The sequence below is a fragment of the Neobacillus sp. KR4-4 genome, assembly GCF_042136325.1.
Classification (GTDB): Bacteria; Bacillota; Bacilli; order Bacillales; family Cytobacillaceae; genus Neobacillus.
This window is the reverse complement of the sequence record NZ_JBHHJU010000019.1, coordinates 57,774-83,193: the sequence shown is the minus strand read 5'-3', so window position 1 is coordinate 83,193 and position 25,420 is coordinate 57,774. Positions and strand designations below refer to the sequence as shown.

Annotated in this window: 24 protein-coding genes; 7 read left to right on the top strand and 17 right to left on the bottom strand. The window is 39.4% G+C overall.

Translation table 11 applies throughout. From position 1 onward, the window contains the following. Nucleotides 1-55: 55 nt before the first annotated feature. The 6 genes from ACE198_RS18365 to ACE198_RS18340 all read right to left on the bottom strand — a co-directional run bounded on the left by ACE198_RS18365 (nucleotide 56) and on the right by ACE198_RS18340 (nucleotide 7,728). Nucleotides 56-2,179, bottom strand: coding sequence for a sigma 54-interacting transcriptional regulator (locus tag ACE198_RS18365; protein ID WP_375376593.1), 2,124 nt, complete (start codon nucleotides 2,177-2,179; stop codon nucleotides 56-58). A gap of 115 nt (nucleotides 2,180-2,294) precedes the next feature. Beyond that, nucleotides 2,295-2,543 carry a biotin/lipoyl attachment domain-containing protein gene (locus ACE198_RS18360; protein ID WP_375376592.1) on the bottom strand — a complete coding sequence of 83 codons (249 nt, stop codon included), beginning with the start codon at nucleotides 2,541-2,543 and terminating at the stop codon, nucleotides 2,295-2,297. Between the two features lie 24 nt (nucleotides 2,544-2,567). Continuing rightward, nucleotides 2,568-2,858 carry an SAV0927 family protein gene (locus ACE198_RS18355; protein WP_375376591.1) on the bottom strand — a complete coding sequence of 97 codons (291 nt, stop codon included), beginning with the start codon at nucleotides 2,856-2,858 and terminating at the stop codon, nucleotides 2,568-2,570. 31 nt (nucleotides 2,859-2,889) lie between these two features. Further along, nucleotides 2,890-4,176: a Glu/Leu/Phe/Val family dehydrogenase gene (locus ACE198_RS18350; protein WP_375376590.1), complete on the bottom strand. Its 1,287-nt coding sequence runs from the start codon at nucleotides 4,174-4,176 to the stop codon at nucleotides 2,890-2,892. Between the two features lie 194 nt (nucleotides 4,177-4,370). Then, complete coding sequence (locus ACE198_RS18345) at nucleotides 4,371-5,732, bottom strand: APC family permease (RefSeq protein WP_375376589.1); 1,362 nt, start codon at nucleotides 5,730-5,732, stop codon at nucleotides 4,371-4,373. A gap of 655 nt (nucleotides 5,733-6,387) precedes the next feature. Further along, complete coding sequence (locus ACE198_RS18340; protein ID WP_375376588.1) at nucleotides 6,388-7,728, bottom strand: APC family permease; 1,341 nt, start codon at nucleotides 7,726-7,728, stop codon at nucleotides 6,388-6,390. Nucleotides 7,729-8,045: 317 nt separating this feature from the next. On the opposite strand from ACE198_RS18340, the gene speB reads away from it, so the two are divergent. Further along, complete coding sequence (speB, locus tag ACE198_RS18335; RefSeq protein WP_375376587.1) at nucleotides 8,046-8,975, top strand: agmatinase; 930 nt, start codon at nucleotides 8,046-8,048, stop codon at nucleotides 8,973-8,975. Between the two features lie 103 nt (nucleotides 8,976-9,078). Here the strand turns inward: speB and ACE198_RS18330 are convergent, their stop codons facing one another. Next, a complete protein-coding gene (locus ACE198_RS18330) occupies nucleotides 9,079-9,681 on the bottom strand; it encodes a cell wall hydrolase (protein ID WP_375376586.1) in 603 nt (200 codons plus the stop codon). A gap of 366 nt (nucleotides 9,682-10,047) precedes the next feature. Between ACE198_RS18330 and ACE198_RS18325 the strand changes: the two genes are divergently transcribed. Further along, a complete protein-coding gene (locus ACE198_RS18325) occupies nucleotides 10,048-10,494 on the top strand; it encodes a Dps family protein (protein WP_251457684.1) in 447 nt (148 codons plus the stop codon). A gap of 124 nt (nucleotides 10,495-10,618) precedes the next feature. Next, nucleotides 10,619-11,884: an FAD-dependent oxidoreductase gene (locus tag ACE198_RS18320; RefSeq protein ID WP_375376585.1), complete on the top strand. Its 1,266-nt coding sequence runs from the start codon at nucleotides 10,619-10,621 to the stop codon at nucleotides 11,882-11,884. Between the two features lie 45 nt (nucleotides 11,885-11,929). Here the strand turns inward: ACE198_RS18320 and ACE198_RS18315 are convergent, their stop codons facing one another. Further along, entirely contained in the window at nucleotides 11,930-12,910 is a 981-nt protein-coding gene (locus tag ACE198_RS18315) for a 2-hydroxyacid dehydrogenase family protein (RefSeq protein WP_375376584.1), read from the bottom strand. Nucleotides 12,911-13,137: 227 nt separating this feature from the next. On the opposite strand from ACE198_RS18315, the gene ACE198_RS18310 reads away from it, so the two are divergent. After that, nucleotides 13,138-13,224, top strand: coding sequence for a YjcZ family sporulation protein (locus ACE198_RS18310; RefSeq protein ID WP_311315819.1), 87 nt, complete (start codon nucleotides 13,138-13,140; stop codon nucleotides 13,222-13,224). A 58-nt stretch (nucleotides 13,225-13,282) separates the two neighbouring features. Here ACE198_RS18310 and ACE198_RS18305 read toward each other — a convergent pair whose 3' ends face one another. The 4 genes from ACE198_RS18305 to ACE198_RS18290 form a co-directional block, all read right to left on the bottom strand. Then, the gene (locus ACE198_RS18305) at nucleotides 13,283-13,702 is read right to left on the bottom strand and encodes a disulfide oxidoreductase (protein ID WP_375376583.1); all 420 of its coding nucleotides are present in this window, start codon (nucleotides 13,700-13,702) and stop codon (nucleotides 13,283-13,285) included. Nucleotides 13,703-13,704: 2 nt separating this feature from the next. Further along, nucleotides 13,705-14,409, bottom strand: coding sequence for a DsbA family protein (locus tag ACE198_RS18300; RefSeq protein ID WP_375376582.1), 705 nt, complete (start codon nucleotides 14,407-14,409; stop codon nucleotides 13,705-13,707). A gap of 84 nt (nucleotides 14,410-14,493) precedes the next feature. Then, nucleotides 14,494-14,691: a helix-turn-helix domain-containing protein gene (locus ACE198_RS18295; protein ID WP_375376581.1), complete on the bottom strand. Its 198-nt coding sequence runs from the start codon at nucleotides 14,689-14,691 to the stop codon at nucleotides 14,494-14,496. A 12-nt stretch (nucleotides 14,692-14,703) separates the two neighbouring features. Beyond that, the gene (locus ACE198_RS18290) at nucleotides 14,704-15,327 is read right to left on the bottom strand and encodes a cupin domain-containing protein (RefSeq protein ID WP_375376580.1); all 624 of its coding nucleotides are present in this window, start codon (nucleotides 15,325-15,327) and stop codon (nucleotides 14,704-14,706) included. Nucleotides 15,328-15,458: 131 nt separating this feature from the next. Between ACE198_RS18290 and ACE198_RS18285 the strand changes: the two genes are divergently transcribed. Genes ACE198_RS18285 through ACE198_RS18275 form a run of 3 tightly spaced genes read left to right on the top strand, consistent with a single transcriptional unit; the run spans nucleotide 15,459 to nucleotide 17,337 of the window. Continuing rightward, on the top strand, nucleotides 15,459-15,917 hold the full coding sequence (locus tag ACE198_RS18285; RefSeq protein WP_375376579.1) for a Gfo/Idh/MocA family protein: 459 nt from the start codon (nucleotides 15,459-15,461) through the stop codon (nucleotides 15,915-15,917). Next, a complete protein-coding gene (locus ACE198_RS18280) occupies nucleotides 15,869-16,546 on the top strand; it encodes a Gfo/Idh/MocA family protein (RefSeq protein WP_375376610.1) in 678 nt (225 codons plus the stop codon). The genes ACE198_RS18285 and ACE198_RS18280 overlap by 49 nt, the downstream gene beginning before the upstream one ends. Then, nucleotides 16,543-17,337 carry a sugar phosphate isomerase/epimerase family protein gene (locus ACE198_RS18275; RefSeq protein WP_375376578.1) on the top strand — a complete coding sequence of 265 codons (795 nt, stop codon included), beginning with the start codon at nucleotides 16,543-16,545 and terminating at the stop codon, nucleotides 17,335-17,337. Before ACE198_RS18280 ends, ACE198_RS18275 begins: the two co-directional genes overlap by 4 nt. Nucleotides 17,338-17,393: 56 nt before the next feature. Here ACE198_RS18275 and nagA read toward each other — a convergent pair whose 3' ends face one another. The 5 genes from nagA to ACE198_RS18250 are packed head-to-tail and all read right to left on the bottom strand — an operon-like array spanning nucleotide 17,394 to nucleotide 25,392. Then, nucleotides 17,394-18,548: an N-acetylglucosamine-6-phosphate deacetylase gene (gene nagA / locus ACE198_RS18270; RefSeq protein WP_375376577.1), complete on the bottom strand. Its 1,155-nt coding sequence runs from the start codon at nucleotides 18,546-18,548 to the stop codon at nucleotides 17,394-17,396. A gap of 14 nt (nucleotides 18,549-18,562) precedes the next feature. Beyond that, nucleotides 18,563-19,651, bottom strand: a complete 1,089-nt coding sequence (locus ACE198_RS18265; protein ID WP_375376576.1) for a GNAT family N-acetyltransferase — start codon at nucleotides 19,649-19,651, stop codon at nucleotides 18,563-18,565. Nucleotides 19,652-19,688: 37 nt separating this feature from the next. Further along, nucleotides 19,689-22,835 carry an alpha-mannosidase gene (locus ACE198_RS18260; protein ID WP_375376575.1) on the bottom strand — a complete coding sequence of 1,049 codons (3,147 nt, stop codon included), beginning with the start codon at nucleotides 22,833-22,835 and terminating at the stop codon, nucleotides 19,689-19,691. A 20-nt stretch (nucleotides 22,836-22,855) separates the two neighbouring features. Then, complete coding sequence (locus ACE198_RS18255) at nucleotides 22,856-24,625, bottom strand: glycoside hydrolase family 2 protein (protein WP_375376574.1); 1,770 nt, start codon at nucleotides 24,623-24,625, stop codon at nucleotides 22,856-22,858. Beyond that, on the bottom strand, nucleotides 24,622-25,392 hold the full coding sequence (locus tag ACE198_RS18250; RefSeq protein ID WP_375376573.1) for a sugar phosphate isomerase/epimerase family protein: 771 nt from the start codon (nucleotides 25,390-25,392) through the stop codon (nucleotides 24,622-24,624). Before ACE198_RS18250 ends, ACE198_RS18255 begins: the two co-directional genes overlap by 4 nt. Nucleotides 25,393-25,420 lie beyond the last annotated feature (28 nt).

The following is a 25,420-nucleotide window of genomic DNA, read 5'->3' as shown; positions in this document are numbered from 1 at the left end:
TTTACAAGTTAATAAAAAAAAGCTGCTTCAGATCATTAGACCTGAAGCAGCTCAATTAAAAGGGTGATAGGTTTTCCATTTTAATATTTTTCTCATTTACTATTTTTTGATACTTTCTACTAACAGATGACTGACTAATTCCTAGGGCCTTTGCTGCTTTCGTTGTCGTTTTGTATTGGTTCATTGCCATCACAATTAACTGCTCCTCGACATGATCGATAGCCTCCTGTAACGGAATGACCCTTGTAAAGACTGGCTTCATTTTTTTATGTTCCAAGCCCGTGGATAAAAATTGGCTGACGAACTCTGCATCAATCGACGGATGTTCGGCCGTAACTACTAATCTTTCAATAATATTTTGAAGTTCCCTGACATTACCCGGCCACGGATAAAACTCTAGTACATTAATAGCATCAGGAGTTAGATGGTAATTCCGATCATATCTCTCATTCAATTGCTGGAGGAAATGAAAGGCAAGCAGCGAAATATCCTCTGTCCTTTCCCTTAAGGGCGGGATATGAATCGGTATGACATTCAGGCGATAAAATAAATCTTCACGGAATGTCCCTTCCTCAACCATTTTTTCTAATTTTTTATTCGTAGCTGCAATGATCTGCACATTCACCTTAATCGGGGTAGTACTGCCAATTGGAATAACTTCCTGCTCCTGAAGAACTCGTAATAGCTTCACCTGCAAATGAATGGGCATCTCACCGATTTCGTCTAGAAACAAAATACCGCCATCTGCTTGTTTAAAGTAGCCTTCTTTTCCATTTTTATCAGCACCGGTAAAAGATCCCTTCGCATATCCAAATAGTTCGCTTTCGAGTAAACTCTCGGGAATTGCCCCGCAATTTAATTTAAGAAAGGGCTTCGCCTGGCGTCTGCCTAATTGGTGGATCGCTTGAGCAATTACTTCTTTTCCAACCCCAGATTCTCCGTTCAAAAGGACGGTGGAGGAAAAATCAGCAATTTTCTTGGCCTGATTAATCACCTTCTCCATCTTCGGACTACAATAAATGAGCTTTTTCAAAAAACGGTCCTTACTCTTAAAATCATCCAATTCCTTCTTATATTGTTCTGATATCTTTTTCATTTCCTGCAGTTCACTTTTTAGTCGGGTGGTTTCGGTAATATCACGAGATGCAATGATAATCCGGTCAAGTTCATTTTGATCATTGAAGACCGGATTTCCCACGGCAAGAATTTTTCTCCCCGTTTTGGTTTCTTGAACAACAGAGACCTTCTTTCCTTTCTCCAAAACAAGTCTTGTGACCGAAGGTGTAAACAGCCCCTGGTCTTCAAGTTCGAGAATATTCTTTCCAATCAGCTCTTTTAAATCAACTTTCCAGAAATCTTGGATAATGTTTTCACTAAACCTGATTAGCTCTCCTTTGTTATTCACCACGAGAATTTCATCATAGATACTAGACAAAATCGCATGCAGGTCCTTATTTAAATCTTTAATATACTCAATTTCCATAGCCATTTCTTCGACCATTGGCAAATCCTGGGCAACAATGATGATTCCATCGACTTCATTCTCATAGTTCAAGATAGGGCTATAATCGACGAGAATCCCCATTTCATTCTTGATAACCAAATGGTTAAGAAGCGTCTTACCGGTGGAAAATACCTGTTCAAGATGGGTGCGGCTAAAAATCTCTCCTGCTGGAAGATTCATAACCTTTTCTGCGGTCGAACGAATCATTTTTAAACCAGCTTCATTATAATTAATAATTCTCTTTTCTTTATCCAACACAAAAATGCCCATCGGAATCGAGGTCAGAATAATTTTAAGTAAGTCGACACTTTTATTTTCCTGTTTAAAAAGCTCAGCAAGAACATCTTCTCTGCTAATGTAACCAGCTGGATGACCATCCACATCTCTAATAATCGCAAAAGGTTCGCCAATAATTTGGAACAACGCAGGCAAAGAGATTTGTTCACTAAGATGGCAGATGCTTTCAAGAGATTTCGCTTGTTCAAGTAATGATTCAATAGAGGCTTGCTCTTTATTGTTGTTTTCAAGTATGACATACGCAAATAAATGATTTTGTCTTTTTAAAAACAAAAACGGTTCTTTAAGGTTATTAAAGGTTGATCGAAAAACTACTTCACTTTCATCCACGTCCACTGAAATAATTGGTTTCACTTTTTCTTTGGCAACAGAAAACATCGTTTACTTCCCCCTTAACACCTTATCAATCTAATACTATCATTTTATTTGCAATATTTTAATTTAAATATGGCAAGAAAAAGAAGATGAGCAACCCATCTTCTTTTTCTTGCCATTAGTCACTACCAGTGACAAATAAATCTTCCTTTATATACGCGAGAACCATCCCGGGAATAACATAATCTCCTTCCTGTACTTCAAGCGATTTGACTTCACCACTTAAACATGTCTGAACCCTTTCCTTCTTTCCTGCTTCGGAAGTAAGGATAAATAGGGTTTCCCACTCATAAATTCTCGAATCGCTATTAATTGAAATCCTTTCCACCTTGCCATAACATGGGCTTAGGACAACGCCATAATACATGGAATCTCTCTCCTTTTTCGTTTACTAATATTGCTCGTGAAAAGGTCGTGTCTGTAATACTTGACTAAAAAATTCCTGAAATTCTGGGATATCCTCCGCCTCGATTCCCAATCTTTCTGACCAATGATCATCTGATATAGTGTCTTCTTGACAAAGTAAAACCATGTTCCCTGACTGAATCGAAGTGACCATCGCTTTCCCAAAGAATTGCTCTGAATAGGCTATCATCAAATCGTAGCGATGGTTATGTGAAATTAAACAAAAATAATGTAACTGCTGCTGTTCTTTTTGTTCGGCTAGTATATCCAGCTTCATGAATAACTTCCTCCTTTTTCTATTTCACTTTTTAATATTTCAACCAGCCACGAAGCCTGGAAGCCTCCGCTAGTTTTTGAATTCCTTCAATATAAGCAGCAATTTTCATATTTACACCAAACCGATTAGAGGTATGGTAAACCTTTAAAAAGCTTTCTGTCATTTTCTCCTTGAGACGTTCATCAACAATCTCCTCGGTCCAGTAGTAACCTTGATTGTTCTGACACCATTCAAAATAAGAGACAATGACACCGCCGGAATTGGCGAGGATATCAGGGACAACAAGGATTTGCTGATCATCTAAAATTTTTAACGCTTCCTTTGTGGTGGGTCCATTGGCAGCTTCAATAATAATGCCGCAGTTAAGTTGACTGGCATTATACTTATTGATTACTCCAGAGATTGCAGCAGGAATAAGGATATCACATTCTTTTTCTAATAAATCTTGGTTAGTAATGGAGCTAGTAAAGCGATTAGAAACAATGCCAAAGGAATCTCTATTTTCAAGTAGAAATGGTATATCTAGTCCGTTCTCATCATATACACCGCCAAGCATGTCGCCGATACCAATTACTTTTGCCCCAATCTCATATAAATACTGGGCAAGATAACTGCCGACATTACCGAACCCTTGAATGATGACACGTGTATCTTTTAACTTCATTTTCTTTAATTCACAAACCATTTGCAGCGTATATAAAACTCCTTTTGATGTTGCTGTTTCCCTTCCCTTAGATCCCCCGAGTGCAAGTGGCTTTCCGGTGATAAAACCAGGGGAGTCGAATTCACGGATATGGTCATATTCATCGAGCATCCATGCCATAATTTGCGAGTTTGTATACATATCAGGTGCAGGAATATCCTTTGTGGGACCCACAAGTTGACTAACCGCCCTAACGTAGCCACGACTCAACCTTTCCAATTCATCTAAACTCATTTTACGAGGATCACAGATAATTCCCCCTTTAGCACCGCCATAGGGAAGGTCGGTTATACCGCACTTTAAGCTCATCCATCCGGCCAATGCCTTTACCTCATCTGGCGTGACATCTGGATGAAAACGGATACCTCCTTTAGTTGGACCAGAGGCATCATTATGCTGAGCACGGTACCCTTGGAATATTTCTGTCTGACCATTGTCCATTCGAACAGGGATGCTGACTTCTAAAAACCTCATTGGCTTCTTTAGAAATTCGAATACCTGGGGTGGGTAATTCAGAATATTCACTGCTTCTTTTAAAATTTCTTGAAACTCAACAAGGGAATTATCCTGTTCTATTCCTTTCATATTCTTTAAATCTAGTGATTCGACAGCCATTCTAACACCTCATTTTTTATTGTTACTTAAGGTAAAAGCAAGTTTCGTGCCAACTTAGAAATAGCGGTTTGAATAGATAATCTAGTAAAAAAAGAAGAAGTCCTATGAAGAAATGAGTCAAGTATTCAATTCTGCATACAAAACTCTTTTGAACAATAAAAAGCCAAGCGTTATCGCTTGGCTCAAGTTAATTTTTATAAGGTAGAGGTTTTCTCCGCATCATCGATATTTAAATCAGCTATTTTAATTTGGAAAAACTTTGTTTGGTAAAGCATATACACTACACCAATAACGATCCATACAATCCCGCCAATGAGCGCATCAAGTTGTAAGTTCGCCCACAAAATTCCTGTTAATCCTGCTCCAATGACCGGCATAATGAGATAGGAGAATATATCTTTCGCTGTTTTATATCTCTTCTGGCGAAAAATAAAATGAGCGATGACCGATAAGTTTACAAATGTAAAAGCAATTAATGCACCAAAATTTATAAATGAAGAAATGAGCTCTAAACTTGGAGCAATCGCAAGTAATGAGACGCCCCCAACCAAGATGACATTAAAAACCGGTGTCCGGAATTTGGGATGAACATACCCAAACACCTTTTTGGGCAAAACCCCATTTCTCCCCATAACGTACAAAAGTCTTGATACACTGGCATGGGAGGCAAGCCCAGAAGCTACAGTGGCTGCAAAAGCACCGGAAAGGAAAACCAGTTTAAAAAGGGTTCCACCCACAAACAATCCGATTTCAGGTAGTGTGTCATCGGTTACCTTAAAGCCCGAAATATCTGGAAACAGCGCTTGGGCGAAATAGCTGCAGGTGAAGAAAATGGCGCCGCCAATAAAGACCGTTAACATAATCGCTCTCGGCATCGTTTTTTGATCGATAGCCTCTTCTGCATACATAGTTACTGCATCAAAACCTATGAAGGAGAAACAAACTACCGTAGCTCCTGTCAAAACGGCCCCGAGGTGAATATCAGAATGGAAGAGCGGTGCTGTGGTGAAAATGGTTCCTTGTCCCATTCCTTTGGAGAGCTGGACAAAGGCAAGAACGATAAATGCCGCAATTAAAACCACTTCAAAAATGACAAGCAGGGAATTTAAACTCGATGTTTTTCCCATACTCCAAGCATTAAGCGCCGTGACGATCGCAACATATGCAACAACCCAAATCCATGCTGGCACCTCTGGAAATACGGAAACCATATAAATACGAATAATCAATGCATTAACCATAGGAAGCAATATATAATCAAGCAACGCTGCCCAGCCGACTATGAATCCAAGATGAGGACTGATGGTCTCGCGTGTATACGTATAAGCCGATCCCGCACTTGGAAACACCCGGACCATTTTCCCATAACTAATTGCCGTAAATGCCATAACTACTAGTGCTGTGAGGTATGCGAGCGGGACGACCCCATTCGTTTCTTCAGAGACAATTCCAAATGTATCAAACACAATCGTTGGTGTCATATAGCCCAATCCAAGCATAACGATTGCCCATAGCCCAAGTGAACGCTTAAGAGTAGTATTCTCCAATTTTACCATCTCTCCTTTTCTAACCGGCTATTTGTTTATTAGTAAGACTTTGTAAGCACTTTCATTTTGTTTTAGCAATGAAAAACTTAAATCACTAAAATAATTGCAGATCTACTCCTCCTTCCATTCTACCTACTAATCTAACTATTTAAAATAGTTGCAATTTTCATGCCAATCATCTTTCCTTTTAAATGTTATCTTTAATCAAAATTTTTATGAAAAAATGCATAACCTACTCAGGTTTGAATAGAACGCATGTCTTAACCTTTATCGAGTTGATTGACCAGCAAAAATAAAATAAACGGAGATTTTCCGGTTATTTTCAGAATGGCGCTTGTTTCGTGGTAAATAAGGGAAGGTTTTCCGGTTATGACAAAGCAAAATCTCACATTTTTGAATTTTTCGAGTAAATAGGCGGAATCTCTCCGCCTATTTAAGCCTTTTTTAATAATAATTACAAAATAAGCGGAATTTTTCCGTCTATTGATCCACTCGGGCGTTAACCTGATCTCCATGGCGTAATTGCGGACCCTCTTATTTCTAGAAACCTTGATAAATAAAGAAAAGACGTATGCCAATTCATACGTCTTTTAATAAGAAAGCACCCGAAAGTAGAACACTTTACATATCCTAGAATCCACTGCTTTCATAAAAAATTATTCGTTTATGCTTCCTCCGCTTTATATTGGGGCGGCGCTATTCGGAATGCCTTTGTTAGAAAAAGCAAGTAAGTAAATCCAGTCATGAACCAAAGAATTCCCATAATCAAAGAACTAACCTCTAGATTAATCCAAAGGATCCCAACCGCTCCCGCACCAATTAATGGCATGATAATGTAATCAAAAAAACCTCTAGGTGTCCTGTGCATCTTTTGACGAACGGCAAAGTGACTAACAACAGAAAGGTTGACAAACGTAAAAGCCATTAACGCACCGAAATTAATTAACGAAGTCGCCGTAACTAGATCGAAGAACCATGCCGACAAGGAGATGACACCCACAAATACAACATTAATTGCAGGTGTCCGCCATTTTGGATGAACGTATCCAAACCATTTTTCCGGGAATACCTTGTCACGCCCCATTACATACAAGAGTCGCGAAACACTTGCATGTGATGCAAGTCCGGAGGCGAGTGTATTAACAAAGGTTGTACACAAGAAAATCGATTGGAAAAGCTTTCCACCTACGTATAAAGCAATTTCTGGAAGTGCAGCATCAGGTTCTTTAAATCTGGATATATCCGGAAAAAAGGATTGAATAAAAAACGATGTGGTAATAAAAATAACCCCTCCCCATAAAGCTGTAAGCAATATTGCTTTTGGGATCGTCTTTTGCGGATTGGGCGTTTCTTCAGACAATGTCGTAACAGCATCAAAACCCAGGAAAGAGAAGCAAAGAATCGTTGCACCGGTAACAAGGACTGGCAGGTTCATACCTTCAACAAAAAATGGATTTAAACTAAAAACAGTTCCTGTCCCCTCGCCTGAATGTAAACCTTTAATCACAAGGATAATAAAGACGACCATAATCAGTATTTGAACAAGAACAAATAATGTATTGAAATTTGCCAGGGCATTTACGCTTCGCAAGTTTAAGAATGTCACAATTCCTACAAACACTAAAACCCAAATAAAATCTGGCACAGATGGAAACAATGCATTGAGGTACAGTTTTGTTAACAAAGCGTTGACCATTGGCAAAAACAAATAATCAAGCAGCGAAGACCATCCAACTAGAAAACCAAGATGTCTGTTCATCGCTTTTTGGGTATACGTGTAGGCAGAGCCTGCTTGAGGGAAGACCTTCACAAGCTTCCCGTAACTTGACGCAGTAAACAGCATCCCAATCAATGCAATAATATAGGCTGTTGGTACATGCCCCTCGGTTATACCTGAAACAATTCCAAATGTGTCAAAAACCACCATGGGTGTCATATAAGCTAACCCCATGATTACGACCTGCCACAACTTTAACGATCTTTTCAGCTTTACGCCATTTTCCACCTATCATACCTCCCTTTTGATTAAAACGCTTTCATTAAGTAATAAGAATTTTCTCTTCTGAAAATTTTTTATTCCCCCTCACTTATTTGAAAATTCAAATATATCATTGCAAATTTCGTGCCACTCTATATTTTTTTAATAATCTCTAAGGAGGGGCTCAAATAATCAAGCCAAAGTCTTTTTAATTATTCATCTATGCATAGAATATTCCCAATTAAATAGTTTTTCGCTTCATTCACAACGATTCCTGTCAATAATCATCTGGCACAATTCTTGCATTTTACAGTATATGAAAATAAGAAATGGGGGAATCTTATATGCACTATCCATTATCACCAGATGTTAAACCAGAATTTTGTACCACTGGTACCTTCATGAGGTTACCCTCCCACAGGGAAAATGCTAAATTGGCTATTGTCGGTGTTCCGTTTGATACGGCAGCCTCGTTTCGTGTCGGAGCACGGTTCGCACCACAGGCAATTCGTCAGGCGTCGATGACGCTATTCCCATATCATCCAATTCACAAGGTTTATCCTTTTGACGAATGTAATGCCATTGACATCGGTGATGTGTCTGTCATTCCGCATAACATCCATCGCAGTTATGAGGTAATTGAAAAAGCAATGATGGACCTGATGGAAAAAGGGATTATTCCAATTGGACTAGGGGGGGATCATTCGGTTACATTAGCTCATCTTCGGGCCGCAGTAAAAGTACACGGTCCTGTTGCCTTAATTCATTTTGATTCTCATACAGATACTTGGGACACATATTATGAGGAAAAATATTGGCATGGTTCACCATTCATCCGAGCCTATGAAGAGAATCTCCTCATTCCGGATAAAGTTTTCCAAGTAGGAATTCGCGGAACCCTGAATCATCCAGGTGATATTGACGCCAGCACGGATTTAGGCTATCACGTGATTACAACCCCTGAGCTAAAGCAACGAGGAATCGAAAATGTTATTCATGAGTTGAAAGAAAAAATTGGTGATACACCTTGTTTCTTGAGCTTTGATATTGATTTTGTTGATCCTTCATGTGCACCTGGGACGGGAACACTAGAAGTTGGTGGTTTAAATAGTTTTGAAACGTTGCAAATCATCCGATCTCTAACTGATTTTCACTTTATTGGTTTTGACTTAGTCGAGGTCTTGCCGCCATATGATCCGACTCAGATTACATCTTTACTGGCTGCCACCATCATTCACGAATTCGCTAGTCTCGTTGCACTAAAAATTAAATAAGGTTTTTAGTTCTATAAAAAAAAGCAGTGATTCCATTTTTAGGAAATCACTGCTTCTTTGTTTAGTTTACAATTTTTTTTGAAATACTACTTTATACTAGCTTTTATTTCGCGAATCTGTGGTTACCGATCGTTACTGTTACTGGTCGAGAATAGACCCACTTACTTACGGCTGTTTTTGGATTATAGAAAAATAATGAACCGTTCCCCTGTCCTCTAAAGGCAAGTGCTTCATTCACAGCTCTTTTTGAAGCAGCATCAGCTGGTTGATTAATGGTACCATTTTTTACAGGCGTGAAGGCATAATAGCCATTCGACTTTTCATAAATAACACCTTTTACGGTATTAGGGAAATCTGGGCTGGAAACACGGTTAAGGATTACCGTTGCAACAGCCACTTTCCCTGCATACGGCTCACCCACTGCCTCAGCACGAACTAGACGTGCCATTAAATCCTTTTCTGCTGCTGTAATGGAAGAATTCGGGATTACTAGATTAGATCCCGCATAAAGAAGATTACTAGTTTTGTTGTTTGCTTTTTTTAAATTATTAACTGTCACACCATATTTCGCGGCAATTTTCCAATAAGTTTCACCTGATTGTACCTTATGTGTCGTTGTTGCCGCTTCAGTCGTTCCATTTAAAGTAAATGCTGACATGGATAGGATAAGTCCGGTCGCAATTAGTAATTTTTTAAATTTATTCATATTTTATTCCCTCCAATATTTGTTCCGCGCTTGTCATACTAATAAGGCTAACAGTTGTTACAATCGGATTCATTACCCAAAAAGTGGTAACGAATAATGGGATTAAATAGTGCCCAGCATGAAGGGATTTGTCTACTAAAAGGAATTATTCCCCATCAATATATAAATTCCATTAGATGGACGTCATGGAAAGGATAGGTCGAATTATTACAAATTGTTTCAGGCTTGTAACAATAAAAAAGAGCGTAATACACTTAAAACCAATGATTCTTCACAAAATTGACAACAAATTCCTTATATTCATACAGGATTGGACCTCCATCTTTGGTAATAATATAAGTAGAGTTAAAAAGGAGGCTATTTATTATGGAAAATCAATTAGTAAACGTACTTAACAAACAGATTGCAAACTGGTCTGTACTGTATACGAAGTTACATAACTATCATTGGTATGTGAAAGGTGGACAATTTTTCACCTTACATGTCAAATTTGAAGAGTTTTATAATGAGGCTGGCATTCATGTCGATGAACTAGCCGAACGTTTGCTAGCAATCGGCGGAAAACCCGCTGCTACAATGAAAGAATACCTTGAAATCTCTTCAATTAAAGAAGCGTCCGGTAACGAATCTGCAGATGAAATGGTTGAATCAATTATCAAAGACTTCTCAATTATTATTGGTGAATTGAAAGAAGGCATGAGCTTTGCCGATGAGAATCATGATGAAACAACAGGAGATATGCTGCTTGCGATACATTCTGATCTTGAGAAACATGTTTGGATGCTAACGGCTTTCTTAGGCAGATCCATTTAGAATTATCCTTCAGTCCAACCATTGGTTGGACTGATTTTTTATTTATAATAATTATTAAAAAATATTGACTTTTATTTAATATTTATATTATTATAAAATCATCAAATAATTGGAGGTTGTAAAATTGTCTAAACCTGAAGTGATCGTTTATAGCAGTACCGGCTGTCCCTATTGTGAAAAAGTAAAATCTTTCCTAAAGGATCACAACATTGATTTCGACGAACGGAACGCTTCCATACATAAAGAATATTTTGAGCAATTAAAGGAACGGAAAATTTATGGAACACCAGCCACGCTTATTAATGGAAAACTAGTCCTTGGCTTTCAAGAGAAAAAATTAAACAAATTGCTGGGACTATCAGAAGACCAAGTAGCCGTGGTGAGTTCTGGAAAGACAGAATCTAGCGACGCAAATGCGGATACTATTTTTCAAGCAGTCAATGAAAATGTTCTTGAAGAAGTCTATGATTTTGTTACCATCGGCGGCGGCCCCGCAGGAGCATCTGCAGCTGTTTATGCGGCCCGAGGGAAACTAAAAACACTCGTGATCGATAAAGCTCCAAAAGCTGGTACACTCGCAATCACCCATAAAATCGCGAACTACCCTGGCGTACGTGAAGAAGTAACAGGGCTTGAACTGTTAACAAGAATGCAGTCACAAGCAAAGGATTTTGGAGCAGAATTTGTTCGTTCAACTGTCCTATCGGTTGATTTTTCAGAGGAATTAAAAAAGATAGAATTAGCCGAAGGGACCATTAAAGCTAAAAGTGTCTTTATTGCCGTAGGGGCAAAAGCGCCTTCCGGAAAGATTAAAGGGGAAGAAGAATACACAGGACGTGGTGTAAGCTATTGTTCAACTTGTGATGCCGCGTTTTATCAGGACAGAGTGGTCGCTGTTGTTGGTGATAATGATGAAGCCATCCACGAGGCGGAAACATTGGCCAAGTATTGTAAAACAGTGAAATTGTTAATTCCAACTGAATTAAAGGGCGATGTAGATCTTTCTGCTTTGGAAAATAACGCAAATGTAGAAATTTATAAACGTCATCGTGTAAGAGAAATTATTGGAACAGAGAGTGTGGAGCAAATTGTTGTTCTTACCGATAAAAAAGAAGAGCAGGTATGGGACGTGGATGGAATTTTCTTATACCTCGGCGGAATGATGCCAGGAACAGACTTCTTAAAAGGAGCGATTATCCGCGATGAAGAAGGCTATTGTTTAGTAGATGAGTACCTTCGTACCAATGTTGACGGCGTCTTCGCTGGCGGTGACGCTAGAAGAACACCGATAAAACAAGCGGTTATTTCAGCAGCTGACGGGGCGATTGCAGCTTTAAGTGCCGAGCAGCACGTCAATAAACGGTCAAAACTCCGCCCACAGTATTCATAAAAAAAGACGGCAGCTGCCGTCTTTTTTATTGCTAATCATTTGATTTTAAACGAGGATTGTTTCTTTAACCCCATTAACCACATACGATGGTGCTTCACCGTTTAACATTTTAACAATGTTTCCCGCTGCCATAATCGCCATAGCATCGCGTGCTTCATAAGTAGCATTCCCGATATGCGGAGTTAATACAACGTTTTTCAGCTTTTTCAAACCGTCACTAATTTCAGGTTCAAATTCAAATACATCAATTCCTGCTCCCTCAATCTGTTTCTCTGATAAGGCCTGGATTAGTGCCTCCTCGTCAACGATTGGGCCACGGGCACAGTTAATTAAATAGGCAGTTGATTTCATCATTTCAAACTGCTTCGTACTGAACATGTGTTTCAATGTTGGATTATACGAACAGTTTATCGTAATAAAATCTGATTCTGCTACTAACTCATCAAAAGATACGTAGGTCGCGTTTAGGGCTTGTTCAACTTCTTGGCTTTTTCGATTTGGACCCGTATATAGAACCTTCATATCAAAGGCAGCTGCTCTTTTTGCAACCGCTTGGCCAATTTGACCAAATCCAATAATTCCGATAGTTTTCCCAGTTACTTCTCTTCCTAGAAAATAAAGAGGGGCCCATCCATTAAAACCAACCGTCCGACAGACTTCATCCCCTTCAGCTACTCTCCTTGCTGAGGCAAGTAAAAGGGCAATAGTTAAGTCTGCCGTTGCAGCAGTAGACGCCATAGGAGTATTGGTAACCGGGACTCCTTTAGATGCCGCATATTCAAAGTCAATATTATTAAATCCAGCTCCATAGTTTGCTATGATTTTTAGGTCAGGGGCTTGGTCAATTACCTCTTTTGTTACCGGGGTAGATAATAAACTGAGAAGAGCATCCTTATCTTTGATTCGCTCTTTTAATTCTGTATCAGATATCAATTTCTCTCCTGAAAATACTTCAACCTCGTGATGTTCTAACAACATCTCTAACCCCTTTTGTGGGATCTCACCTGCTACTAAAACTCTTGCCATAGCCTAACACCTCTCCTAAGAAATATGACTGCCTTTTCCAATAATCCAAATAACTGTATATTATTATACTACAATAAAATGCTCTATTAAATTATTTATTTATCAAAATTTTGCAAACGTTTTTCCTCAATAAATTAATTTCTTTCTAGTAGTCAACGTTTGTCCATTTCAGCTCCTTCCCTTCTGACATACATTGTAATAACTCATCAATGGAGGAGGTGATTACTATGGGACATGGAAATAACAGCAGCTTCGCTTTAATTGTTGTGTTGTTTATTTTATTAATCATTGTTGGCGCATCCTTTATGTACTAATTGATGCTTTGCTGACAACTGAAAAGAGCGGGAAACCTTTTGGTTTCACCGCTCTTTTTTATTGATCCCTATTTTCCTCTTTGCCGCGAGAGATAATGATTAAGCAGATTGTAATAACCGTAAATGCAATCAAAGCTAATAACGGAATAGTAACAAAGCCAAGCCAGTTAATATAATCCTTGGAACAAGGCACTCCGGTTGTACACATTTCAAATTGCTGTAAATATGGTATTTTCTGTAATAAGGTATGGTATCCAGCGATTAGAAGACCGATGATAGACAACGGAAGTGCGTATTTATAGATGCCTCGGTCATTCCGGTAAACTGCGACTCCGAGGATGATCGCCAACGGGTACATAAATATCCTTTGATACCAACAGAGCATACATGGTATGAAGTGCATCACCTCACTAAAGTAGAGACTGCCTAGCGTGGCAATGATGGCTGCTATCCAGGCGAGAAGTAAGGACTTATTCATGCTTATTCACCCTTTGCAGCTTTTTCAACCATGTCTTTTAAATCATCAATGGTTTGTCCTTCAAACTTTTCCCCATTAACGTAAAGGGTTGGGGTACCTGTAACACCTAATTTTTCAGCGTAATCCATATCTTTTTGCCAAGCATCATTGGATTTCTTAGCATCAAAGTTCTTTACGACCTTGTCAACATCGCTATCGCTAGCCATTTCTTTTAAGGTATTAGTCAAAAATTCTTCTGTAAAAACGTCCATTTTCTCATATTTGGTATCTTCGGGCTGTTTTTCGTAAAGGAGCTCATGGAATTTCCAAAACGTATCATTGCCAAGTTCCGCGTATACGGATTCCGCAAATTTTGCTGATCGTTCGGAATCAACGTTAATAAACGAATCATTCATAAAATAAAACTTTGCTTTACCGGTATCAACTAGTTCCTTCTGAATAATAGGTACAACATCCTTGCCAAAGTTTTTGCAATTAGGGCATTTATAATCACCAAATTCAATAATTGAAACAGGCGCTGATTCCTTACCAATGTATGGCTGATTGCTATAATTAATTTTTGTAGATGTGGTTTTATCTTGTTGTTTAGAGTGATTGCCTAGAAAAATGAAACCTAAAATAAAAACGGCAACCAATCCGATCATCCAAAAAGTAAAGGAAGATGATGATTTTGCTTCTTTTTTCTTATTTTTATTATGATTTGCCATTGCTAATCTCCTTCTTAATTTGAACTTTACCTAGATAGTATAACTATTACTTATCCATCTGTATAATGCAAATAAAAGGTTTTCTTATGTATTAGACTTCTTACGATACTCTCGTGGAGCTTGGCCGGTATATCTTTTAAATTGCTTGTTAAAGGCACTTAATGACTGAAATCCGCTTGCAAAGGCGAGATCAATCATACTTTTATTTGTGGTACGAAGTAAATCGCTAGCACTCTGTATCCGGAGCCGATTAAGAAACTCATTGGGAGTCAGGCCTGTCAACTGGCGGAACTCTTAAAAAAACATTGTTCTCCCTAATCCTACCTGCGATGATAGTTTTTCAATATCAAGAGGCAGATGATAATGATCAAGCATGTACCCCACGGCTTTAACAATTCCAGAAGACGGCAGTTTGTGAACGTCCGTAGATTGAGATTCTTTTACATACTGATTCACCTGTAACAAAATATCAATAAAATGCATGAATTGATGAGTCACCCAGGCTTCCTTCCCCTGTTCCTGAGCTTCCACAGCTAAAGTCGCTGCTTTACTTATTGTTTTTGCGAAATTCGTGTTAGCAGGTATTAAGGGCTGAACACCTTTCGTGGTGTAGAAGGGCTTAATTAGCTGATTACCATCTGGAATTTTATGGACGGAAGAGGGTGTGAACAGAACAAGAATACATTCGAACGGTTGATCAGGTTTAGAAAAACTCCAATGAGGCTCGAAAGGACGGCACAAGAACACGTCTCCTGGCCTGCCAATGTAAGTATGATCATTAAACTGATATTCCAACTCATTTTTAAGCACAACCCCAATTTCTAAACAATCATGAATATGTAAATCATGCTCTTCATCTGACCCCCAGACTCGGCAAAATGCAAACGAGCGTTGTAATTGTAAATGTTCAACGTACATTTTTTCACCCCTATACTATTTTAACAAATTTTCCTCTGTACAATTTGATTAGTATTTATCCTAATTGGAGGAGAATCTAATTTTTTGATTATGTTAGAGTGGAACCATTAATTCTAACTGAGGTGATTGTTTTGAGATTATATATTATAGGCGCGGGTGTCATCGGTCGTACACATGCAGAAACGGCAAAGAAACTTTCCGAACCGGTTAAATTGAGAGTGGCTGATACAAATCCTATCGCACTGGCTGCTTTCTGTGATCAGTTCCCTGAAGCAATTGGTTTTACAAACGTGGAAGAAATGCTTAACTCTGAAGCGGTCGAAAATGATGATATCGTAATCATCTGCACCCCTCCATTGGCGCATTTAGATCCAGCAAAGTTGGCACTCATGTCTGGCCGCCATGTCCTTTGTGAAAAACCTCTTGCTATGAATCTATCACAAGCCGAAGAGATGGTTCAGCTTGCAGAAAAGCATGATCGGTTACTAGGCTGCTGCAGCGTCCGTTTTAAGGGAATGCCTCACATGGAAGCAGTCAAAATATCATTCGCTCCGGCTGTCTCGGAGATATTTATCATGTTACATTTGTAAACAAGTGGGAACGAAGTCGCTCCGGAATTGAATACCAGCCTGTAAGCCGCTGGTTTCTTGATTCAACCCAAAGCGGCGGAGGTGTTCTAATGGATTGGGGACCTTATGACTTTGCCACCTTGAATGACATACTCCATCCGGACGTTATAGAAGTAAACTCCGCTTGGACGGCCAAACCCATAACAGAAATTGACCCCTTAGATACACCATTTGATGTGGAAACACATGTTGGGGCATCAATGACATACATCTGCGATAATCATCCTGTCCATGTTCATTATGAAAGAGCTTCATGTGCTCATGGTGAGGAATACGTAAGGGCGGAAATCGAAGGGACAATAGGCTCAGTTCGCTGGACGCCATTCGATTCACGACAGCCTGTCTACAGACGATACGATATGCAGGGAAAAATTGTTGAGGAACAAGTTGAAACCGGACCTCGGAGTGAGTTCACTATTTTTGAAAACCCTCTTCTTCAATTTTATCGAAAAGTTAGAGGTCTTGACTCACACGCAAACGTCAATCAGCAGGTTCTGAATAATTTCCACTGTATTACATCTCTATATAATGCCGCGAGAATGAGTGAAAAACAAACGATTAATTTAATTCAGAAGGGGGTAATTATTTGAACATTCGAGGATTTTCATCAAATATGTATGGCTGGGCTGAGCGTTGGAAAAGAGATGGCAAAACACCTGAGTGGGATGAACTTTTCCGTGCTTGTGCCGAAGCAGGACTAGATGCTGTTGAAATTGATGCCGATACAGAAAAACTTAAATTAGCACGTTCCTATGGTTTGGCAGTCTCCGCCTCCTATATTGGCCTCCCATTACACGTACCATTTAACACTCTTGATGTGGAGCGGTCGATTTTGCCTTTCGCCGAACGTTTAGCAGCTGTTGAAGGTTCTGATTTGTTACTAAATGCTGATCCAATCAATTGGAAAAATGTTATTGCCAAGTCGGAGGACCATTTTAAACAGCAAGGTGAAAACTTATCCCGTATTTCTGAACTTGTTTCCCCATTGGGGCTAAGGGTTTGCTTGCATAATCATGCTGCTGACAATCACAATGCATCAGGTGACCTGCGATCGGTCGTCCAATATGCAGATATGAGTGTAGGACTTTGCGTTGATACTGGCTGGGCTTTTGTTTCTGGATGCAATCCGATTGAGTGGGTCAATACCTATCCAGAAAGGATTTATGCTTTTCATTTACGTAACCAGCATGGGAACCTGCCATCCGAAGACTTGCTTGAAGGAGATATTGATTTCTCTTCCTTAATGTCTTCTGCAGATTCCATTCACTATAACGGTTGGCTGGCACTCGAACTATGGCATCCCGACAGTATTCAGCCTCGCCGGACGATGGGTGAGGATGTTCAACGTTCGATAGACTATTTACGTGGTTTTACTTCCTAAATAACAGGCATGAATCCAGCTAAGTGGATTCATGCCTGTTTATCGTGAAAATTTCCCTAATCTCGTCTATAGACCATTTTTCCATTCACAACAGTCCACAACACTTCGAATTGGTCATTCATAAGGACTAAGTCCGCATCTGCTCCTGGTTCAATCCTGCCTTTATTGGACAATCCTAAAATGTCTGCAGGTGTCTTTGTTGCCATTGTAACAGCATCTTTCAAAGGGATTCCCGATCGAACTGCTTTCTCTACTGCTTGATTCATTGTGACAGTACTTGATGCAAGTGTACCGTCACTTAATGTAGCGACTCCGTGACTCACCTTCACCTCATGCCCTCCGAATAAATAGGTTCCATCCCCCATCCCCATAGCCTGAAGAGCATCTGTAATAAGCACCATATGATCTGGGCCCTTTTCCCGATACATTAACCTTACAATGGCAGGGTGGAGGTGCACATCATCAACAATAGCTTGTACACTAACAGCACTATCCTCAAAAGCAGCGATGACCGCCCCTGGGTCACGATGATGAATGGGCCGCATTCCATTAAAGCAATGAGTTACATGGCTGGCACCACTTTGAAATGCAGCTTTTGCTTCTTCATAGGTTGCGTCAGAATGAGCAACCGACGCAATGATTCCTTGCTTCTTTAAAAAACGGATCATTTCAAGACCGCCAGGCAGTTCCGGAGCTAGTGTCACCATTCGCAGCAGCGAACCAGATGCCTCTAAAATGATTTTCATTTCATCCAATTCAGGATGCCTTAAATATAGCTCATTTTGCATTCCTTTACGCTTCACATTTAAATAGGGTCCTTCTATATGGAGGCCAACGATCCCGGCGCCGGGCTCTCTCCCGGCCGCCTCTTTTACATTTCTTATCATTTTAAGCAGGTCATGGAATGAAGACGATACAGATGTTGCTAAGAAAGAAGTACATCCTGTTCGAGCGCAGGCTCTGGAAACGGCTTCCACACTACGAATAGTGCCGTCCATCATATCAAAACCATCCGCCCCATGAATATGTACATCAATCATGCCAGGGATAAGCAATTGCCCATTTCCATCAATGACAGAATCAGCCTTACGAACTAAGGATTCTTCATCATTATGGATTGATTCAATTTTACCATTATGAATAAGCAGGGATTTACGATTAAGTTCAGTTTCGTTTACGCAACGAACATTACGGATTAATAAAGTACTCATAATTTCATAACCCCTTATACATAGTTTAAGCCTTCAGGGAATGGAAGTGGTATGGGAAAAATATCGTTTAAATAAGCGTCAAGATTTGGATCGCCTTGAAGGATTAATTTTTCTAACGAAACATTATCTAAGACTACTGATTTCTGGTTGAATATTAGTTCTTTGCTTCTCATATCATGATTTATTATTTTGATTTTTCCATGAAGGAAAGGTTGTATTTGTTTTAATAACAAATCTAGGTCCATAATTTTACTAGTGCCTGGAAATGGTGCTGCTGTTTTCTCAATCGTGTCTAGGAGTCTATTAAGCTCTCTTTCGTATGTAGGAATGGAAAATTTCAATGAACTTATTCCTTTCTCGAAGGCTTGAGCTAAAATAGCTTTAACCGCTTCCGGCTCCCCTCCCCATTCAATCACCCGTGCTGGCTGCTCTCCAGATTCTGATGATGAATTTGGAACACCAAAAATGATAAAACCCTTTAATTCATTTTCAGATTCAGCAGCCAAAATCTTGTGTTCCATCTTAAGGATACTGGCAAAGCCAGCCGCCTTATTCAGGATAGAAAAATCATTTATACTTTGTTCAAAATAAACATGTCGAGATTGACCTAATTTTCGTAAATAAAACCAATCAAATGGGGATAATTCTCTTATCAAGAAGTCACCCCTTACTTGTAAATCTCCCTTATTTATTTCATATTTATTTAATTTACCGTAAAAGGAACAACCAGCTTTTATATATATTGGTAAACTGCCTGATACAAATAAAATGGAAGCGTCCGCCCTCTGAACATGTGTAAACACCCTATCTAAAAGCATGCTGGCATAGCCTTTTTTACGATAGTCTGGGTGGGTACATACGGCACCTATTGAATAGGCCTGAATCTCAGCAGCATCTAGATGAATAACTGAAGGCACTAACCCAATAAAGGAGACTAGTTCATTATTAATGAATACTCCATATGATTGATTTAGTTCAGGTGAAAATACTAGGGGGAAGGCCTCCCCCATTGATATATGATCCTCATCCCGGAACACTCTGTCCGCTAATTGAATCGCTTGTGCGTACTCGAATTCCGATTTTAGTAATCTTAATTCTACCATCGTTGTCTCCATTTCTATTTTGACTTTCATTTTAAAGTTAGAACCAAATTTTAAATGTCTTAATTTCATATGGTGAAACGAAGAATGAAAGAGTCTTATTCTGATAATCAGCTTCCTTTTCTTCTTCTTCAATCAAGTTACACTCAACCGCTTTTTTAATTGTTTTTGCAAAGGAGACATTTGTTTGATTCCTATATTGCTTATATTCATAGAAACGTACAATGATTGCTTCATCATCCTCCGCTTTTTTGACGGTTTCTAGTAGAACATGGTCATTGTCAATTTCTACAAATTGATGTGTTGCTGGTAAGCTCCCAGTCTGATTCGCTTTAAGTTCACCTGCTAATAACGGAACATTTAGGTTATACGCTTCTTTCACAATATTTCCTTCGCGCCAATCCCCCGTATGCGGTACTAAGCTATATGTAAATTCATGAATGCCACGGTCCGCTGTCTCATCAGGGCTAATCGCCGATTTGATTAATGTTAACCGTAAAACATTTTCTTTAACATCGTGACCGTATTTACAATCATTTAATAAACTCACCCCGTAGTTCCCTTCGGAGATATCCACCCATTTATGCCCCACCACTTCAAAGCGTGCATGATCCCAGCTTGTATTCCAATGAGTTGGGCGTTCTATATTCCCAAACTGAATATCATAGGTTGCTTTGGTTGAACGAATATTAACAGGGAACGCGACTTTTAATAAGGTTTGTTTTTCCTGCCAATCCACCACCGTGCGGAAATCAATTCTAGGAGAATTTTTATAAACACTTATATATTGTGTAATAGTAGAATCATAGAATTTCCAAGTGAATTTTAAGCTTCCGCGAACAGGACCTTCTTCATGAACCTCAACTGCCGCTAAATTATCAACCTCGCGCATTTTTTCTTGGTAATAAAGATCAATATCCCAAGCATCAAAATTCATCGGTTTATCTTCAAATGTTTGTAGGACGTTCCCCCTTGCACCTTCAGCAAGAACTTCTCTGGCTGTGCGTTTATCAAATAAGGAAATAATCTGACCTTTTTCATTAAAACGAATCTGATAAAAATCATTTTCAATATAATCCTTCTTCACCACAATTCCGGACTTTGAAAAGGAACCCTTACTTAAGTTAAAGGTTTTATATCCTAGTGCTGGTAGGTTTTTAGCATGAATTAACACCTTTTGTGTATTCGCCTCTTGGATTACTTGTGCCGGGAGAGCATTTCCTTCTTCATCAACAATGGTGGTTGCTTCCGTAATGATTGGTGACACTGGCAATTCAATGAACCCATCACGTGGATAAGAAAGAGAATTGTATACCACTATGCCGTCCTGCTCTATTTGAATGTTTTGTTCAATCGAACTTTTTGCTTCATTAAGAACCTTTTCCCCAATATTTTGGACAATTGCATAATCCTTCCGCGCATCCTCATTCACTTGACGAATGGATGAACCTGGCAATATGTCATGGAATTGATTAAGAAGCAGCATTTCCCAGCCTTCATTTAATGTTGTATGTGGATAATTGGCCTGATGAGTTAATTGATCAGCAAGGACACTTAACCATTCCGCATTGTGATAGGTAAACTCCGCTTTTCGGTTAGCCCGTTTTAATGACGCTTGCGATGTATAGGTCCCCCGGTGATACTCTAGATATAATTCCCCATCCCAAACTGGTAATGTTTGATCCTTCACACGGTCTCTTAACCTTTTAAAATAGGGTTCTGCTGTATCCATTTGAACTCTTGGAAGACCCGGCAGATTTTTCATAGCCTCGGCTGCTTCGATCATTTCTTTTGTTGGTCCGCCGCCGCCATCCCCCCAGCCAAAGGCAAGTAATAGCTCATCATTTACTTCCTTTTGCTGGTAGGCATCCCAAATCCCTTTCACGCTGGCAGGTTCGACCATGCCATTATACGTATACTGCCTTGCGCCCTCTTCAGGTGTGGTAATAAAGTGCGTGAACACTTCCGTTCCATCGATGCCGCGCCAATTAAACGTATCAAATGGGAATCGATTATATTGACTCCAGCTAATTTTTGTCGTCATGAAGCTGTCAATTCCACTCTTTTTCATGATTTGCGGTAATGCCCATGAGTATCCAAAGACATCTGGAAGCCAAACGACCCTTGTATCAACCCCAAACTCTTCTTTCATAAACCGTTTCCCAAACTGGATTTGACGGATTAAGGACTCTCCATTTGGTACATTTGTGTCGGGCTCGATCCACATACCACCTGTTATTTCCCATTCACCGGCGGCTATTTTCTCTTTGACTTTCGCAAAAATTTCAGGGTAGTCTTCTTTCAAATATTTGTATAATTGCGGAGAAGTATGGATGTATCTGTAATTAGGATATTGGCGCATTAAATGTAATACCGTTGAAAATGTCCGCGAAGCTTTTTCACGCGAATGAACTAAACGCCATAACCATGCCATGTCAATATGTGAATGGCCAAGTGCTGTGACTAATGGCTTTAATTCATTCAATTCCCCTAATTGATCGACCTTAGATTTTAGAAATTCATACGCTTCCTTAATGGATTGATAGAAGAAGTCTGTGCCAGGCTTTAAGAAATCAACCTTTAAAATCGATTCATTTAATAATTGAAGCATTTTTGTTCTTCTTAAGTCATGCTCATCCAAAACCTTTACCGTATTTACGAGAGTGTGAGCTAAATAATAGTATTTTTCTGTCGCTGCATCGACACAGGCCAGCTTTGCTGTTTTAAATCTTCGGCGGTCAGGTGGATTTAACACCCCGCTCCATGCTTTAATAGCAATTTGAATTTGATTGTTTTGCAGAAGCTCTGGCGGCAGCCATGCTTCTTCGTGCCATACATCAATTCCTTGTAATGGAATACCATTCACATATAATAATGACTCAGCTGTTGACCCACCGCCGTCACGAGGGCCGACTAATAAGTGGATGACTATTCGTTCATTCTTCCATTCTTCAGGTATAGAGACGGTAGTACGAAACCAAGCAGATTTATCATAGCCGCCCCAGGAATCTCCAATCTGAAAATTTTCCCAGTTTCGGTCATCAAAATCTGTTTTGTAGGCATATTTATCCTCTTCACCAAACTCCCACTCTTTGTATTGAAAAGCCGGAATTGCTTTTGTTTCTTTGTAAATATAACCCTTCAATTCTCCTAAATATTTCTCAATTTTTTCAACTGTAAAATACAAACGAAACACTCCTGTCATCGTTATTCAGTAAAGGTTAGCTTCTTACCCTCATTAATAGTACGAATGATATTGAGATCAACTTTAGCCTGCCGGTCATAGGTTAATAGTCCATTGATTTCTTGCTCGATGTCTGTGAATTGGGTATAACAAAAACCTTGGACTAGTGGAGACTCCAACAATGCCGAGACCACATGATAGTACCGTCTAATAAAATCATCAGCATTTGATGCTGCGGTATAACCCCACCCCTGCCAGTCGCTTTTCTGATAGGCGATACCGCCAAACTCTGTAACCATAATCGGTTCATTATGATATTGAAAGCCGTTTACATATAAAGAACGATCCGCTGGGGTATACTTTAAGACATTCTCCAATGCTGAATAACGTTCTGTTAGAACTTCCTTTTCCCCTTCATAGTCATGAATGGTCAGGATATCTGAAATTGTATGCTCCCAGCCATCATTTGAAATCACTAAACGGGAGGAATCGATCGATTTTGTTAAGGAATACATGCTGACTAAATGATGGGCCTGGCGCGGATCCCTTTTTAGTCGCGGTACTCCCCAGCTCTCATTTAACGGCACCCACGCAACGATAGACGGATGGTTATAATCCCGTTCAATTGCTTCTTGCCATTCCGAGGCCATACGTTTTACTGACCTGTCTGTAAAGGTATGACTATTGGCCATTTCACCCCACACCAGCAGTCCTAATTGATCTGCCCAGTATAAGTACCGCGGTTCCTCTACCTTTTGATGCTTTCTGACCCCATTAAAGCCCATTTCCTTCGTTAAAACGATATCTCTTTTTATATCTTCATCTGTTGGGGCTGTTAACAGGCCATCAGGATAATACCCTTGATCAAGGACAAGTTTCATATAATATGGCTTATTATTGAGCTCAATTTTTCCATCCTGTATAGATATTTTTCTCATCCCAATGTAACTTTGCACTTTATCTAAAAGTACATCATCTTCTTTGAGACGGAATTCTACATGATAAAGATGCGGAGTTTCTGGACTCCATAACTTTCCTTCGCCGTTTGCGAAATCTTCAAGAGAAACTATGTGCTTGTTTTTCCGTTGAACCAAATGAACTTGGACCTTATCATTGGCAACAATTTGGCCCTTGGAAGTAATTTCGATTTCGAGTTCTTGTTTGCCCTTCCTATTTTGGACAATATATTCTATCGAGACTTCACCTGTATCAATATTCGGAGTAAGTTTCACACGATCAAGGTAGGATGGACTTACCGGCTCAAGCCAAACTGTCTGCCAAATACCTGTTGTTCTTGTGTAAAAGATTCCGCCAGAGTCGACTTCCCAATATTGTTTCCCCCGCGGCTGTTCCAAATCAGTGGAACTATCCTCTGCCCTTACAACTACTCTATTTTCTCCGCTAATTAGAGCGTCAGTAATATCGGCATAAAACGATGTATGCCCGCCTTCATGGGCACAAACAAATCTTCCATTAATCCAGACTGTTGCCCGGTAATCAACCGCTCCAAAATGAAGATGGATCTTTTTTTCCTGCCATTCTTCAGGAATGGTAAAGCACCGTTCATACCAAACAACATCATGGAATTCATTCGTTTGAATACCGCTTAATTTCGATTGAAATGCATATGGAACGATAATTTTATTAGAAAAATGGTGATTTAAATACCATTCTTCTCTTAAACCACGATTATGATCATCAAAATCAAAGTTCCATGGTCCGTTAAGATTGAGCCATTCATTTCTTGTGAAATCTGGTCTTGGATATTCCGAGCGGGGAGTTATTGATGTCATTTTATCGCAGCCTCCGCCAGTAAATGTTTAAGAGTGTCTACATTTTCTGCAAGACTTTCATAAGGATCACCTTCAAATTCTTCCTGCTCAACTGTGAACCATACCACACCATATTCATTCGCTGCTTTAATAATAGAGGCATAATCAAAGATACCCTTGCCAACTTCTGTGCCGGCCTTCTTACCGTTTACAATTTTCATGTCTTTGATATGGAGTGACACGACTCTATCTCTATACTTTCGAATAATTTCTATTGGGTCATATTCTGCGAATCTAGCCCAATAGCAATCTAGTTCCATTTTTACCAAATCAGGCTCTGTGTTACCAAATAGCAGTTCATGACCCGTTCTATCTCCAAATTTCTCAAATTCAAAGTCATGGTTATGATAACCAAAAATGAAGCCAGCCTTTTTGCATGCTTCTCCAATTTTGTTTAATAATTCTGCTGTTCTCTTATAATCATCAGCGGTCTCGCGCATTTCCTTTGGAATAGCCGGGCAAATAATTAAGTTATTTCCAATGGTTTGATGATAGTCAAAAATATTTTCTAATCCTGGTTGTAATAGTTGGTGAATCCCTACATGTGCACCGGCAGCAGCCATTTCATGTTCATCTAATAACCGTTTAACCTTTTTGGCTGGAGTATTATAAAAGCCTGCAAATTGAATACCTTCATATCCAAGACCAGCTACTTTTTGGAACGTTCCCAAAAAGTCTTTTTCAGCATCTTTCCAAACAGAAAAAAACTGTAAACCTATTTTACTCATTTAACAAACAACCCCTTTTTTTAAAGCA

What these genes read in the sequence shown, in the direction of transcription:
- ACE198_RS18255 (WP_375376574.1), bottom strand. Translation starts at nt 24,625, where the DNA reads ATGACATCAATAACTCCCCGCTCGGAATATCCAAGACCAGATTTCACA.
- ACE198_RS18250 (WP_375376573.1), bottom strand. Translation starts at nt 25,392, where the DNA reads ATGAGTAAAATAGGTTTACAGTTTTTTTCTGTTTGGAAAGATGCTGAA.
- ACE198_RS18290 (WP_375376580.1), bottom strand. Translation starts at nt 15,327, where the DNA reads ATGTACGTTGAACATTTACAATTACAACGCTCGTTTGCATTTTGCCGA.
- ACE198_RS18305 (WP_375376583.1), bottom strand. Translation starts at nt 13,702, where the DNA reads ATGAATAAGTCCTTACTTCTCGCCTGGATAGCAGCCATCATTGCCACG.
- ACE198_RS18345 (WP_375376589.1), bottom strand. Translation starts at nt 5,732, where the DNA reads ATGGTAAAATTGGAGAATACTACTCTTAAGCGTTCACTTGGGCTATGG.
- ACE198_RS18355 (WP_375376591.1), bottom strand. Translation starts at nt 2,858, where the DNA reads ATGAAGCTGGATATACTAGCCGAACAAAAAGAACAGCAGCAGTTACAT.
- ACE198_RS18360 (WP_375376592.1), bottom strand. Translation starts at nt 2,543, where the DNA reads ATGTATTATGGCGTTGTCCTAAGCCCATGTTATGGCAAGGTGGAAAGG.
- ACE198_RS18350 (WP_375376590.1), bottom strand. Translation starts at nt 4,176, where the DNA reads ATGGCTGTCGAATCACTAGATTTAAAGAATATGAAAGGAATAGAACAG.
- ACE198_RS18330 (WP_375376586.1), bottom strand. Translation starts at nt 9,681, where the DNA reads ATGAATAAATTTAAAAAATTACTAATTGCGACCGGACTTATCCTATCC.
- ACE198_RS18315 (WP_375376584.1), bottom strand. Translation starts at nt 12,910, where the DNA reads ATGGCAAGAGTTTTAGTAGCAGGTGAGATCCCACAAAAGGGGTTAGAG.
- ACE198_RS18265 (WP_375376576.1), bottom strand. Translation starts at nt 19,651, where the DNA reads ATGGTAGAATTAAGATTACTAAAATCGGAATTCGAGTACGCACAAGCG.
- ACE198_RS18365 (WP_375376593.1), bottom strand. Translation starts at nt 2,179, where the DNA reads ATGTTTTCTGTTGCCAAAGAAAAAGTGAAACCAATTATTTCAGTGGAC.
- nagA (WP_375376577.1), bottom strand. Translation starts at nt 18,548, where the DNA reads ATGAGTACTTTATTAATCCGTAATGTTCGTTGCGTAAACGAAACTGAA.
- ACE198_RS18325 (WP_251457684.1), top strand. Translation starts at nt 10,048, where the DNA reads ATGGAAAATCAATTAGTAAACGTACTTAACAAACAGATTGCAAACTGG.
- ACE198_RS18300 (WP_375376582.1), bottom strand. Translation starts at nt 14,409, where the DNA reads ATGGCAAATCATAATAAAAATAAGAAAAAAGAAGCAAAATCATCATCT.
- speB (WP_375376587.1), top strand. Translation starts at nt 8,046, where the DNA reads ATGCACTATCCATTATCACCAGATGTTAAACCAGAATTTTGTACCACT.
- ACE198_RS18310 (WP_311315819.1), top strand. Translation starts at nt 13,138, where the DNA reads ATGGGACATGGAAATAACAGCAGCTTCGCTTTAATTGTTGTGTTGTTT.